The organism is Streptomyces sp. NPDC042371, assembly GCF_056437465.1.
The window spans coordinates 411611-424744 of the sequence record NZ_JBWKAP010000005.1; the positions used below are offsets into that span (position 1 = coordinate 411611).

Genomic DNA, 13134 nt, shown 5'->3' on the forward strand with positions numbered 1-13134 from the left:
CTCCCCCGGCGGTTGAGGGCTCACGTTTCGAGCGCGCCCTCCACCAGCACCGTCCACTGCGCCACCACCCGGTCCCTGCGCACCCCGTCGTCCGTCAGCAGGTTCGCGAGGCCCAGGCCGCGGGCCATGTCCAGGAGGCCCTGGATCGTCTCGCGGACGCCGGGGCGGGACTCGTCGGCGGTCAGCAGTTCCACCGCGATGCGGTGCGTCTCGCGGCCCACGCGGGATTCCAGTTCCGTGACCCGGGAGCCCAGCGCGGGCTCGTTCGACGCGGCCACCCACAGGTGGAGCGCCGCGCGGAAGAGCGGGCCCGTGTAGAGGTCGACGAGGGCGGCGACCACGGACGCCCGGTCCTGCGCGGGCAGGGAGCGCAACGCGGTCGAGCGCTGCTCGGCGACGTACTCCACGGCCGCCGTGAACAGGTCCTCCCTGGTGGGGAAGTGGTGCTGCGCCGCGCCCCGCGAGACACCCGCCCGCTCGGCGACCACCGAGACCGTCGAGCCCGCCCAGCCGTGTTCGGCGAGGCAGGACACGGCGGCCTCCAGGAGTTTCTGCCGGGTCGCGCGGCTGCGGTCCTGCTTGGGTGCCCGGTCGGCGGCGGTCACAGCACCCATGGGCGCTCCCGTCGTTCGAGGAACGCCGACATCCCCTCGCGCGCCTCGGCGGAGCCGAAGAGCCGCGCGGACAGGGCCGTGAGGGCGTCCGATTGGTCGTCGAATGCGTCGAGCACCCTAGCCGTGAGCAGCTTCTTCGTCTCGGCCAGGGCGCCCGGCGCCGCCGCGCGGAGCCCGTCGAGGAGGGGTTCCAGGGCGGCGTCGACGTCCGGTCCGGCCACCGTGACCAGGCCGATCCTGGCCGCCTCCGCCGCGTCGAAGCGCTCCCCCGTGAGGTAGTAGCGGGAGGCCGCGCCCGGATCGAGGCGGGGCAGGAGGGGGAGGGAGATCACGGCGGGGGCCACGCCTAGGCGCACCTCCGTGAACGCGAAGGACGAGGCGGGACCCGCGGCCGCCAGGTCGCAGGCGCCGAGCAGCCCGAGCCCGCCCGCCCGCACATGGCCGTCCACCCGCGCGACGACCGGCTTGGGCAGCGCCACGAGCTGCCGGAGCAGCGCGACGAACGCGGCGGGGTCGGGCGGCGCCTTCAGGTCGGCGCCCGAGCAGAACGTCGTGCCGGTGTGGGTGAGCAGGACGGCGCGGGTGTCGCCGTCCTCGCCGAGGTCGGCCAGCGCCTCGGCGAGGGCCTTCACCAGGTCCGCCGAGAGCGCGTTCCGCCGCTCGGGCGCGTCCAGGGTGACGGTGGTGATGCCGCGTACCGGCGAGGAGACGGTGAGGCTCATGGGGGGGGCTCCTCAGTAGGACTTGGGCAGGCCCAGGGTCTGGTGCGAGACGTAGTTGAGGATCATTTCCCGGCTCACCGGGGCGATCCGCGCCACGCGTGACGCGACGATCATCGAGGCGAGGCCGAACTCCTTGGTCAGGCCGTTGCCGCCCAGCGTGTGCACGGACTGGTCGACGGCCTTCACACAGGCGTCGGCGGCGGCGAGCTTGGCCATGTTGGCGGCCTCGCCCGCGCCGACGTCGTCGCCCTCGTCGTAGAGCCTGGCGGCCTTCTGCATCATCAGGCGGGCCAGTTCGATCTCGACGTGGGACTGGGCGAGGGGGTGCGCGATGGCCTGGTGGGCGCCGATCGGGGCCTTCCACACGCTGCGTTCCTTGGCGTACTCGACGGCGCGGGACAGCGCGTACCTGCCCATGCCGAGCGCGAACGCGGCCGTCATGATGCGCTCGGGGTTGAGCCCCGCGAAGAGCTGGAGCAGGCCCGCGTCCTCGTCGCCGACGAGCGCGTCCGCGGGCAGCCGCACGTCGTCGAGGACGAGCTCGAACTGCTTCTCCGCGGCCTGGAGTTCCATCTCGATCTGACGGCGCTCGAACCCGGGGGCGTCGCGCGGGACGATGAACAGGCACGGCTTGAGGCTGCCGGTCCGGGCGTCCGACGTACGGCCCACGATGAGCGTCGCGTCGGCGATGTCGACGCCGGAGATGAAGACCTTGCGGCCGGTCAGCAGCCAGTCGCCGGAGTCCGGGTCGCGGCGGGCCGTGGTGGTGATGCGGTGCGAGTTGGAGCCCGCGTCGGGCTCGGTGATCCCGAACGCCATGGTGCGGGTGCCGTCGGCGAGGCCCGGCAGCCAGGTGCGTTTCTGCTCCTCGGTGCCGAAGCGGGCGATGACGGTGCCGCAGATCGCGGGCGAGACGACCATCATGAGCAGCGGGCAGCCAGCGGCGCCCAACTCCTCAAGGACTATGGAGAGTTCCGCGATACCGCCGCCCCCTCCCCCGTACTCCTCGGGTAGGTTCACGCCCAGGTAGCCGAGCTTGGCGGCGTCCGCCCACAGCTCGTCGGGGTGCCCGCCGCTGCCCGCGACCTTGGCCAGGTAGTCGCGGCCGTACCGGCGTCCGAGCGCGGCGACGGCGGCGCGCAGGGCCTGGTGCTCTTCGGTTTCGAGGACGGTGCTGCGAGCGGTGCTTGTGCTCATGAGACTTCTTCCTCCTGGGCGGCTGCTTGGACGACGGCGAGCAGCGCGCCGACCTCGACCTGGCGGCCGGGCACGGCGTGCAGGGCGGTGAGCGTGCCGGAGGCGGGGGCGCAGATGCGGTGCTCCATCTTCATCGCCTCCAGCCAGACGAGCGGCTGCCCGGCCGTGACCTGCTGCCCCTCGGCGATCCCTTCGGCGACGCGCACGACGGTGCCGGGCATCGGGGCGAGCAGGGAGCCGGGCGCGCGGCGGGTGGTGGGCTCGGGGAGCAGGGGCAGCGGGGTGAGGGCGGTGTCCCCCTCGGGCGTGCCGACGTGCACGCGCTCCCCGTACCGGGAGACCGTGAACTGCCGTCTTACGCCGTCCACTTCGAGGACGACGAGTCCGGCGCTCGCACTGATCACGGTCACGCCGTCGGCGGCCGGGCCCTGCCGGGTGTGGTGGTAGCGGACCTCGTGCTCGGTGCCGTCGGGCTCGGTGCGGTAGCGCTTGAGGTGGGGCTGGGAGCGGAGGTTGCGCCAGCCGCCGAACCGGGAGCGGCCGTGCGCGTCGGCGAGCGCCGCGGCCAGCGGTGCGTGCGGGTCGGGCGCGGCGGCCGTGAGCGCGGCGGTGTGCCGGTCGTAGAAGCCGGTGTCCATGCGGGCCGCGGTGAACTCCGGGTGCCGCAGGGAGCGTACGAGCAGATCGCGGTTGGTGACGGGGCCGTGCACGGCGGCGCGTTCCAGGGCGCCCGCCAGCTTGCGCAGCGCCTCGGAGCGCGTCGGGGCGTACGCGACGGCCTTGGCGAGCATCGCGTCGTAGTGCACGCCGATGGTGTCGCCCGCGGCGTATCCGGTGTCCAGGCGCACCGCGCCGGGTACGTCGATGCGGTGCAGGGTGCCGGTCTGCGGGGCCCAGTCGGCGGCGGGGTCCTCGGCGTAGAGGCGGGCCTCGACGGCGTGTCCGTGGGCGGCCGGAGGGTCCTTCTCCAGGGCGAGGCCCTCGGCGATCCGGATCTGCAGCGCCACGAGATCGAGCCCGAAAACGGCCTCGGTGACCGGGTGTTCTACCTGCAGCCGGGTGTTCATCTCCAGGAAGTGCGCCCGCCCTCCCGCCACCAGGAACTCGACGGTGCCCGCGCCGCGGTAGTCGGTGACGCGCGCGGCACGCACGGCCTGCGCGTGCAGTTCGTCGACGAGTTCCGGCGCGAGGCCCGGGGCCGGTGACTCCTCGATGACCTTCTGGTGTCTGCGCTGGAGGCTGCAGTCGCGGGTGCCGAGCGGCCAGACGGTGCCGTGCGCGTCGGCCATGATCTGCACCTCGACGTGCCGCCCGCCCTCGACGTACGGCTCGACGAACACCTCACCGTCCCCGAAGGCACTGGCGGCCTCCGCACGGGCGGCCGCCAACTCCTCTTCGAGGAAAGCCAGTTCCCGTACGACACGCATGCCGCGCCCGCCACCGCCCGCCGCCGCCTTCACCAGGACGGGCAGATCGGCCTCGGTGACGTCCCCGAGCGGCTCGACGCCCATCAGCTCCTTGGCGCGCGTCTTGGACGCCATCGCCTCGATCGCCTCGGGCGGCGGCCCGATCCAGCCGAGGCCCGCGTCCAGGACGGCGCGCGCGAAGCCCGCGTTCTCGGAGAGGAAGCCGTAGCCGGGGTGGATCGCGTCGGCGCCCGCGGCCTGGGCCGCCTTCACGACGAGGTCGCCGCGCAGGTACGTGTCCGAGGGCGCGGACCCCGGCAGCCGGACCGCCGTGTCGGCCTCGCGCACGTGCAGGGCGTCCGCGTCGGCGTCGGAGTACACGGCGACGGTGGCGATGCCGAGCTCGCGGCAGGTGCGGAAGACGCGGCAGGCGATCTCGCCCCGGTTGGCCACCAACAGGGAAGTAATCATGGGGGAGTTCCTCACATCCGGAAGACGCCGAAGCCGCCGCGCGCGCCCTCGTAGGGGGCGGTATGGATCGCGGAGAGGCAGAGACCGAGGACCGTGCGGGTGTCGCGCGGGTCGATGACCCCGTCGTCGTAGAGCCGCCCGGACAGGAACATCGGCAGCGACTCCGCCTCGATCTGCTGCTCCACCATGGCGCGAAGACCGGCGTCCGCCTCGTCGTCGTAGGGCTGCCCCTTGGCTGCGGCGGAGGCGCGGGCGACGATCGACAGGACGCCCGCGAGCTGCTGCGGTCCCATGACCGCGGACTTGGCGCTGGGCCAGGCGAAGAGGAAGCGGGGGTCGTAGGCGCGCCCGCACATGCCGTAGTGCCCGGCGCCGTAGCTGGCCCCCATGAGCACGGAAAGGTGCGGCACCCGCGAGTTGCTGACCGCGTTGATCATCATCGCGCCGTGCTTGATGATGCCGCCCTGCTCGTACTCCTTGCCGACCATGTAGCCGGTGGTGTTGTGCAGGAAGAGCAGCGGGATGTCGCGCTGGTTCGCCAGCTGGATGAACTGGGCGGCCTTCTGCGACTCCTCGCTGAACAGGACGCCCTGCGCGTTGGCGAGGACGCCGACGGGATAGCCGTGCAGGGCGGCCCACCCGGTCACGAGCGAGCTCCCGTACAGCGGCTTGAACTCGTCGAAGTCGGAGCCGTCGACGATGCGGGCGATGACCTCGCGCGGGTCGAAGGGCTTCTTCAGATCACCGGGGACGATCCCGAGGAGTTCGTCCTCGTCGTACTTGGGCGCCGCCACGGACACCGGGTCCGGATCGGCGTACTCCTTGCGCCAGTTGAGACGCGAGACAACCCGGCGGGCCTGGCGCAGCGCGTCCCGCTCGTCCTCGGCGAGGTAGTCGGCGAGGCCGGAGGTGCGGGCGTGCATCTCGGCGCCGCCGAGCGACTCGTCGTCGCTCTCCTCACCGGTCGCCATCTTCACCAGGGGCGGGCCGCCGAGGAAGACCTTCGCGCGCTCCTTGACCATGATCACGTGGTCGCTCATGCCGGGCACGTAGGCGCCGCCCGCGGTGGAGTTCCCGAAGACGACGGCGATGGTCGGGATCCCGGCCGCCGAAGACTGCGTGAGGTGCTTGAAGAGGGCACCGCCCGGGATGAAGATCTCCTTCTGGGAGGGCAGGTCGGCGCCCCCCGACTCCACGAGGTGGATGGACGGCAGCCGGTTGGCGTGCCCGATCTCGTGCGCCCGGAAGGCCTTCTTCAGCGTCCAGGGGTTGGAGGCGCCGCCCCTGACGGTCGGGTCATTGGCGGTGATCAGGCACTCCACGCCCTCGACGACGCCGATGCCGGTGACCATGGAGGCGCCGACGGGGTAGTCGCTGCCCCAGGCGGCGAGCGGCGACAGTTCGAGGAACGGCGTGTCCGGGTCGAGGAGCAGTTCGATGCGCTCCCTGGCGAGGAGTTTGCCGCGCTTGCGGTGCCGGGCGACGTACTTCTCGCCGCCGCCCGCGAGCGCCTTGCCCTGCTCGGTGCCGAGCTCGGCGAGCCGGTCCAGCATGGCCTGTCGGTGCTCGGCGTACTCGGCGCCCGATGGGTCGAGCGCGGAGGCGAGGACGGTCACAGGAGTACCTCCGGTATGTCCAGGTGGCGGGCGCGCAGCCACTCGCCGAGACCCTTGGCCTGCGGGTCGAAGCGGGCCTGTGCGGCCACGCCCTCGCCGAGCAGCCCCTCGACGACGAAGTTCAGGGCGCGCAGGTTGGGCAGGTCGTGGCGTGCGACGCGCAGGTGGGCGGCCTCCGGCAGGAGTTCGCGCAGCCGCTCGACGGTGAGCTCATGGGCGAGCCACCGCCAGGCGTCGTCGGACCGCACCCATACGCCGACGTTGGCGTCGCCGCCCTTGTCGCCGCTGCGGGCCCCGGCGACGAGACCGAGGGGGGCGCGGCGGGTGGGGCCGGGCGGGAGGGGCGCGGGGAGGGGTGGGGGCGCGAGAGGTTCGAGGGTGCGGGTTTCGGTGGAGCGGGTGTCCCCGGCGACAGGCGTGCGTTCGCCGTCCGGCAGGACCGCGACGTGGGGGACGCTTTCGCGTTCTACGTACGCCGCCTCGAAGACCCCGTACGGCGAACCCTTTCCGGGCGGGGCCGTCACATGGAAGCCGGGGTAGCTGGCGAGGGCGAGCTCGATCGCGGCGCCGCTGAGGGTGCGGCCCACCGTGTCCGCGTCGGTGTCCCGTACGACGAGCCGGAGCAGGGCGCTGGCGCTCTCCTCGGTGGGGGTGTCGGCGCGGTCGGTGCGGGCCAACTCCCAACGGACCTCGGCGGGGCGGGACTTGGCGCGGTCGAGGGCGTCCTCGATCTGGGCGCGGGCGAGGGCCGCCTTGGCCTCGATGTCGAGTCCGGTGAGGACGAAGACGACCTCGTTGCGGAAGCCGCCGAGGCGGTTGAGGCCCACCTTGAGGGTCGGGGGCGGCGCCTCGCCGCGCACCCCGTCGATGCGGACGCGGTCGAGGCCTTCCTGGGTGAGGACGACCGTGTCGAGGCGGGCGGTGACGTCCGGGCCCGCGTACCGGGCGCCCTGCGTCTCGTAGAGGAGCTGCGCGGTCACCGTGCCGACGTCGACGAAACCGCCGGTGCCGTCGTGCTTGGTGATGACGGACGAGCCGTCCTCGTGGATCTCGGCGAGGGGGTAGCCCGGGTGCCGCAGGGCGTCGGGCCCCCGCCCGTGCTCGGCGAAGAAGGCGTAGTTGCCGCCGGTCGCCTGGGAGCCGCACTCCAGCACGTGCCCGGCGACGACGGCTCCCGCGAGCCTGTCGTACGCGTCGGGGGCCCAGCCGAAGTGGGCCGCGGCGGGCCCGGTGACCAGGGCCGCGTCGGTGACGCGTCCGGTCACGACGATGTCGGCGCCCGCGTCCAGGCACGCGGCGATCCCGGCGCCGCCGAGGTAGGCGTTGGCGGTGAGGGCGCCGGGGAAGCGGGCGCCGAGGTCGTCGCCCTCGACGTGCGCGATGCGCAGCCCGCCGAGCCCGAGCCGGTCCGCCAGCTCCCGCACGGCGTCGGCGAGCCCGGCCGGGTTGAGCCCGCCCGCGTTGGCGACGATGCGGACGCCCCGCTCCTGGGCGAGCCCGAGGCACTCCTCCAGCTGCCGCAGGAAGGTCTTGGCGTAGCCGCGCGAGGGGTCCTTGAGCCGGTCGCGGCCGAGGATGAGCAGGGTGAGCTCGGCGAGGTAGTCACCGGTGAGGACGTCGAGGGGGCCGCCGGTGAGCATCTCGCGCATCGCGTCGAAGCGGTCGCCGTAGAAGCCGGAGGCGTTGCCGATGCGCAGGGGACGTGCGGTCACCGGCCGACTCCTTCCGAGGGGCGGTCGGTGCGGGGCGGTTCCGCGGAGCCGGTCGCCGCAGAGTCCCCGTCCCCCTTCGACGCCCGCCCCGCGTCCTCCTTCGACGCCCGCCCCGCGCCGGGCGGTCCCGCGAAGGCCTGGGCGATGTCGAGCCAGCGGTCGGCGTCGGGGCCCTCGGCTCGTACGGCGAGGTCGGCCCGGTGGGCGCGCTGGGTGACGAGCAGGCAGAAGTCGAGGCCGGGCCCCGTCACGCGCTGGGCGGCGTCCTCGGGGCCGTACGCCCACACCTCCCCCGTGACCGGCGAGGTCAGCTCGACCCGGAACTCCTCGCCCGGAGCGCTCAGTCCACGTACCGCAAAGGCGAAGTCACGCGCCCGCACCCCGATCCGCGCCACGTGCCGCAGCCGGTCGGTCGCGCCCCGCGCCACCCCGAGCGCGTCGGCCACGTCCTGGCCGTGCGCCCAGGTCTCCATGAGCCGTGCCGTCGCCATGGACGGGACGGCCATCGGCGGCCCGTACCAGGGCAGGCGCGTACCGGCCGGGGCCTCGCTCAGGACCCGCCACAGCTCGTCGCGGCCGGTCCGCCAGCGGGCGAGCAGCTCGCCGGGCGGCAGCGCGGCGCCCTCCGCCGCGCCCTCGTCGACGAACGAGCCGGGTGCCGCCACCGCCTTCTCGACCTCGGCGGCGAACGCGTCCGGGTCGGTGGCGGCGAGCAGCGCGGCCCGGTCCGTCCAGGTCAGGTGCGCGATCTGGTGGGCGACGGTCCAGCCGGGCGCGGGTGTCGCAAGGGACCACCTCTCCCGGCTCAACTCCGCGACAAGGCCGTCGAGTTCCTCGCTCTCGCTGCGCAGGTCGTCGAGCACGGGCAGGGCATCGGACACGGAACGCTCCCCTCGGGGGCACGACAGTGCCTGGGAGCATGGCAGCGCTCGCAGAAACAAGCAAGCGTGCTTGCATTACTTTCCGGAGCGCGCCGAAGACTCCGTGAGCGCCTCGACATCGGCTGCCGCGGCGGGCCCCGCGCCCATCTCCACGACCGGGTTCACGTCGGCCTCCGCGACGGGACCCGTCTCCGAAGCCGCCTCACCGGCCGACCCCGCGGCCGGATCCGCCTTCGCGCGCCGCCCCACCTGCGTCCGCACCGCCCCCATGCTCGCCGCGATGACCAGCGCGATCGCCAGCGCCTCCACGACGGACAGGGCCTGGCTCAGGATGAGGAACCCGGCGATGGACGCGATGGCCGGTTCCAGACTCATCAGGATCGCGAAGGTGTGCGCGGGCAGCCGCCGCAGCGCGAGGAGTTCGAGGGTGTACGGCAGCACGGACGACATCACCGCGACGGCCGCGCCCAGCGCCAGCGTGCCCGGCTCGATCAGCTTCGACCCGGCCACGGCGATCCCGAGTGGCATGAACAGCACCGCCGCGAACACCATCGCGAGGGCCAGGCCGTCGGCCTGCGGGAAGCGCCGCCCGGTGCGCGCGCTGAAGAGGATGTACGTCGCCCACATGGCGCCCGCGCCGAGGGCGTAGGCCACACCGACCGGGTCGAGGCCGTCGAAGCCGCCTCCGCCGCCGAGCAGGAAGACACCGCACAGGGCGAGCCCGGCCCAGATCAGGTTCACCGCGCGGCGCGAGGCGAGCACCGAGAGCGCGAGCGGTCCGAGGACTTCGAGGGTGACGGCGGGACCCATGGGGATACGGGCGACGGACTGATAGAAGAGCCCGTTCATACCCGCCATCGCCACGCCGAACGCCACGACCGTGCCCCAGTCGGCGCGCGAATACCCGCGCACCTTCGGTCGGCACACCACGAGCAGCACGAGCGCGGCGAAGGCGAGCCGCAGCGCCACGATGCCGACGGCCCCGACCCTCGGCATCACGCTCACGGCGACCGCGCCGCCGAACTGCACGGAGATCCCGCCCGCGAGGACGAGCCCGACGGGGCCGAGTGCGCCGATGCGGCCGCGGATGCCCGCCGTCCCCCCAGGGGTCGCCGCGGGTGTTGCCTGGTCGCTGCGGGAGACGTTCACGGGCGAGCCTTTCCTGGTGCTCTGCGGCACTTTCGGGATTCTTCCGGGGTGCGCACTCCGGAGCTCCGGAGTTCAAGGCGCTGGACTTTACCGTCCAAGCTAATGCACTACGACAGGATTGTGGGGCCCCTTTACTGCTGTACGCAACCCACGTCCACATATCGAAGCTACGGCGCCCGGCACGGCTTGTGAAATGCCGATTGCGCTCCCGTTATGCTCCGCGGACATGACCGATCCGACCAGGCCGACCAGGACCTCCGTCGAGCTGCGCCACCTGCGCTGTTTCCTCGCCGTCGCCGAGGAGGGCAGCGTCACCCGCGCCGCCGCCCGCCTCCGCATCACCCAGCCCGCCGTGTCCCGCACGCTCGCCGCACTGGAGGACGAGCTCGGCTCGCGCCTGGTGGACCGCTCCACGCATCACCTGCGGCTCACCGCGGTGGGCCGCGGCTTCCGCGACAAGGCGGCGGTCGCCGTCGCCGCCTTCGAGGACGCGCTGGACGCGGGCCGCTCGCTGCGCCGTCCGCTGCGGCTCGGGCACGCGTGGTCGGCGGCGGGCCCGTACACGACGCCCCTGCTGCGCCGCTGGCGCGAGACGCACCCCGACGTCCCCCTGGAACTGCTCCGCATCGACGACCGCACGGCGGGCCTCGCCCGGGGCGCGGTCGACGCGGCGCTGCTCCGGGGCCCCGTCGACAACATCGCCCCGGGCCTGGTCACGGAGCTCCTCCACACGGAGGCGCGGGTGGCCGCCGTCCCCGCCGACAGCGCGCTGGCCTCCCGCGCCCGGCTGGACCTCGCGGACCTGACGGACCGCACGATCGCCCTCAACACGGTGTCCGGCACCACCACCGCGGACCTGTGGCCCGCCGACGCGCGCCCCACCGCGATGATCAGCGTCGCCAACACGGACGACTGGCTGGCCGCGATCGCCGCGTCCCGCGCGGTCGGCGTGACCACCACCGCGACGGCGGACCTGCACCCGCACCCGGGGGTCGCCTACGTCCCCCTGCCCGACGCGCCGCGCGTCCCCGTGCTCCTGGCCCGCCGCGACGGCCCGCCGAGCCACCCGGCGCTGGACGACCTGTGCGCGCTCGTAGGCGAGGTCACGGGGCGGGGCAGGCATCCCCAGGGCTCGTCCTAGCGGACCCGCCCGTACATGTTCGGGTTGTACCAGCTGAAGGACGAGACCCGGACGTTCTTGCCGGGGCGCGGTGCCTCCAGGTACTGGCCGCCGCCCAGGTAGATCGCCACGTGGTGGATGCCGGACGAATTGCCGTTGCTGCTCCAGAACACCAGGTCACCGCGGCGCAGCTGGCCCCGCGAGATGGGCTGCGTGGCGCGGTACTGGGCGTCGGCGACGCGGGGCAGGGCGATGCCCGCCTGCCGGTAGGCCGCAAGGACCAGACCCGAACAGTCCCACCCGTGCGGGCCGTTGCCGCCCCAGACGTAGGGGTCGCCGAGGTGCCTCATGGCGTACGAGATGGCGGCTTCGGTGCCGTGGCGGCTGGGGGTGCCGGTGGAGGGCTTGGTGGAGGGTTTCGTGCTCGGCTTCCCGGCGGGGCGGGTGGAGGACGGCCCCGAGGCGGCGGAGCCCGAACGGCCCGTGTAGCGCTCGTACTTGTCCTGGTGGCTGGTCCAGTACCAGTGCCCGGCCTTCCGGTACCAGTAGACGCGGTCGGTGGCGTCCCAGCCCTGACGGCCGCGGAAGACGGGCTCGGCGGACGCGGACCTGCGCGTACCGGCGGTCGCGCCCTTCCCCTTCGAGGCCGAGGCCGCGGCGCCCTTGCCGCCGCGCGCCACGTACTTGTCGTAGTGCGACGTCCACCGCCACCAGCCGGTCGCGTCCTTGTACCAGTACTTGGCGCCGTCCCAGCCCGCGTGGCTCGGCGCGGGTTCGGCCGAGGCCGTCCCTGCCGCGGCGCCCACCAGCACGGCCGCGCCGACCGCGGCCACGACGGCTCCGCGCACGCTGCCGCAGTGCTGCTGCCCGGCGCGGCCCGGGGCCTGCGCCCCGGTGCAGTGTCCGCACCCGCAGTCGGCGGGTATCTCTTCGGTGAATCGGGGAGTCTGCACTTGGGGCCCTCTCGTTCCGTACGGTTCAGCGGGTGTCGACGGCGTTCCCCCGCGCCGTGTAGAAGGCCACGGTCAAGTCCTTGACCAGGGCCTTCCGTTCGTAGTCGTCGAGTTCGACGAGTCCCCGTTCGGTGAGTCTGCGGACCGTGTCGTCCACGGCGTCGAGCACCGACGTCAGCACGCTGTCCCGGTGCCTGGCGTCGATGGCGGCGATCCGGCGGCGCTGCATCGCCGCGGCCACGTCCGGTGCGTACTCCACGCGGGTGGGCCGGGCGGAGAACACCTCGATGCCGACGGCCCTGCACTCCGCGGCGAGGGCGGCGGTGAGCGCGGAGCCGACGGCCTCGGCGTCCCGCAGGGTCGGCACGTCGTCGGCGGGCTCGCGGAAGGAGTCCGCGGGCAGCCGTGACGCGACGCGCACGGTCACCGCCTCCACCTGCTCGCGCAGGTAGGCGATGTGGTCGTCGACGGTGAGGAGGGCCCGTGCCGCGTCCTTGACCTGCCACACCACCAGGACGACCACGCGGAGTTCCACGCCGTGCGCGTCGACCGCCGTGATCGGTTCGCTCCGCCAGTGCCGCAGGCGTACGTCGACGCGTCTGCGCAGCATCAGGGGGCTGATCCACATCAGTCCGGTGCGGCGCACGACGCCCCGGTACCGCCCGAAGAGCGAGAGGATCCAGGCACTGCCGACCCGCCCGCGGGTGAGCCCGCCGAGCGCGAAGAGGACGACGACACCGCAGCCGTCGACGGCCGCCCACCGGGCCGCGCCGAGCCCGTGCCCGGTCCGCTCGGGCAGCCGCAGCAACTCCGTGACGCGGGTGGGCAGAAGCCCGCCGGACCACACGATCCAGCCCGCGCCGCCGACGGCGAGGAGCGTCACGAGCAGCGCCCACCAGCCGGAGCAGGCGGGCCCGCGCCGCTCGACGAGCTCCCGGTCGGGCCGGGGCACCGCCCCGGACACCTGCCGCGCACTCTTGGCCGCACCCCCCTTGGCGACGGGGGTCTCCGCCCCCACCTTGTTCTTCTTCTGCTGCTGCACCTTCGGCAGTTCGGCGGTATCGCCCCGGAAGAGCAGATCCATCGGTATGGAGTCGCGCCGGTTGCGCACGACGAGCTCACGGAGAAGGTCGTCCCCGTCCCGCACGGCGGGCCGGTCGAGCCCGGCGGGCTTCTTCGACACGCTGGGCTCCGCCGGTGCGCCGAGCTCCTCCAGCCCAGCCCCCTCCAGCGCCCCGGCCCCCTCCGGCGCTGCGGGTTCCTTCGGCTCTTCCGGCACGGTGGCACACCAGA

Annotated in this window: 11 protein-coding genes; 1 reads left to right on the forward strand and 10 read right to left on the reverse strand. The window is 73.6% G+C overall.

Annotation, left to right across the window (positions count from 1 at the left end; translation table 11 throughout):
• Positions 1-20: 20 nt before the first annotated feature.
• The 8 genes from AC068B_RS17895 to AC068B_RS17930 form a co-directional block, all read right to left on the reverse strand.
• Positions 21-614: a TetR/AcrR family transcriptional regulator gene (locus tag AC068B_RS17895; RefSeq protein ID WP_478672491.1), complete on the reverse strand. Its 594-nt coding sequence runs from the start codon at positions 612-614 to the stop codon at positions 21-23.
• Positions 602-1336: an enoyl-CoA hydratase family protein gene (locus AC068B_RS17900; RefSeq protein ID WP_478672492.1), complete on the reverse strand. Its 735-nt coding sequence runs from the start codon at positions 1334-1336 to the stop codon at positions 602-604. Before AC068B_RS17900 ends, AC068B_RS17895 begins: the two co-directional genes overlap by 13 nt.
• Before the next feature lie 12 nt (positions 1337-1348).
• Positions 1349-2533 (reverse strand): acyl-CoA dehydrogenase family protein, encoded by a 1185-nt coding sequence (locus tag AC068B_RS17905; RefSeq protein WP_478672494.1) that lies wholly within the window; start codon positions 2531-2533, stop codon positions 1349-1351.
• The gene (locus AC068B_RS17910; RefSeq protein WP_478672495.1) at positions 2530-4410 is read right to left on the reverse strand and encodes an acetyl/propionyl/methylcrotonyl-CoA carboxylase subunit alpha; all 1881 of its coding nucleotides are present in this window, start codon (positions 4408-4410) and stop codon (positions 2530-2532) included. The genes AC068B_RS17905 and AC068B_RS17910 overlap by 4 nt, the downstream gene beginning before the upstream one ends.
• 11 nt (positions 4411-4421) lie before the next feature.
• The gene (locus tag AC068B_RS17915; RefSeq protein WP_478672496.1) at positions 4422-6026 is read right to left on the reverse strand and encodes an acyl-CoA carboxylase subunit beta; all 1605 of its coding nucleotides are present in this window, start codon (positions 6024-6026) and stop codon (positions 4422-4424) included.
• On the reverse strand, positions 6023-7675 hold the full coding sequence (locus AC068B_RS17920; protein WP_478672728.1) for an acyclic terpene utilization AtuA family protein: 1653 nt from the start codon (positions 7673-7675) through the stop codon (positions 6023-6025). Before AC068B_RS17920 ends, AC068B_RS17915 begins: the two co-directional genes overlap by 4 nt.
• 59 nt (positions 7676-7734) lie before the next feature.
• Complete coding sequence (locus AC068B_RS17925; RefSeq protein ID WP_478672497.1) at positions 7735-8619, reverse strand: TIGR03084 family metal-binding protein; 885 nt, start codon at positions 8617-8619, stop codon at positions 7735-7737.
• A 75-nt stretch (positions 8620-8694) separates the two neighbouring features.
• Positions 8695-9708: an EamA family transporter gene (locus tag AC068B_RS17930; protein ID WP_478672730.1), complete on the reverse strand. Its 1014-nt coding sequence runs from the start codon at positions 9706-9708 to the stop codon at positions 8695-8697.
• A 286-nt stretch (positions 9709-9994) separates the two neighbouring features.
• Here AC068B_RS17930 and AC068B_RS17935 point away from each other — a divergent pair, with 286 nt between their 5' ends.
• Complete coding sequence (locus AC068B_RS17935) at positions 9995-10909, forward strand: LysR family transcriptional regulator (RefSeq protein WP_478672498.1); 915 nt, start codon at positions 9995-9997, stop codon at positions 10907-10909.
• Here the strand turns inward: AC068B_RS17935 and AC068B_RS17940 are convergent.
• A complete protein-coding gene (locus AC068B_RS17940; RefSeq protein ID WP_478672500.1) occupies positions 10906-11841 on the reverse strand; it encodes a C40 family peptidase in 936 nt (311 codons plus the stop codon). The two genes, AC068B_RS17935 and AC068B_RS17940, sit on opposite strands and share 4 nt — an antisense overlap.
• A gap of 25 nt (positions 11842-11866) precedes the next feature.
• Positions 11867-13120 carry an SPFH domain-containing protein gene (locus AC068B_RS17945; RefSeq protein ID WP_478672501.1) on the reverse strand — a complete coding sequence of 418 codons (1254 nt, stop codon included), beginning with the start codon at positions 13118-13120 and terminating at the stop codon, positions 11867-11869.
• Positions 13121-13134 lie beyond the last annotated feature (14 nt).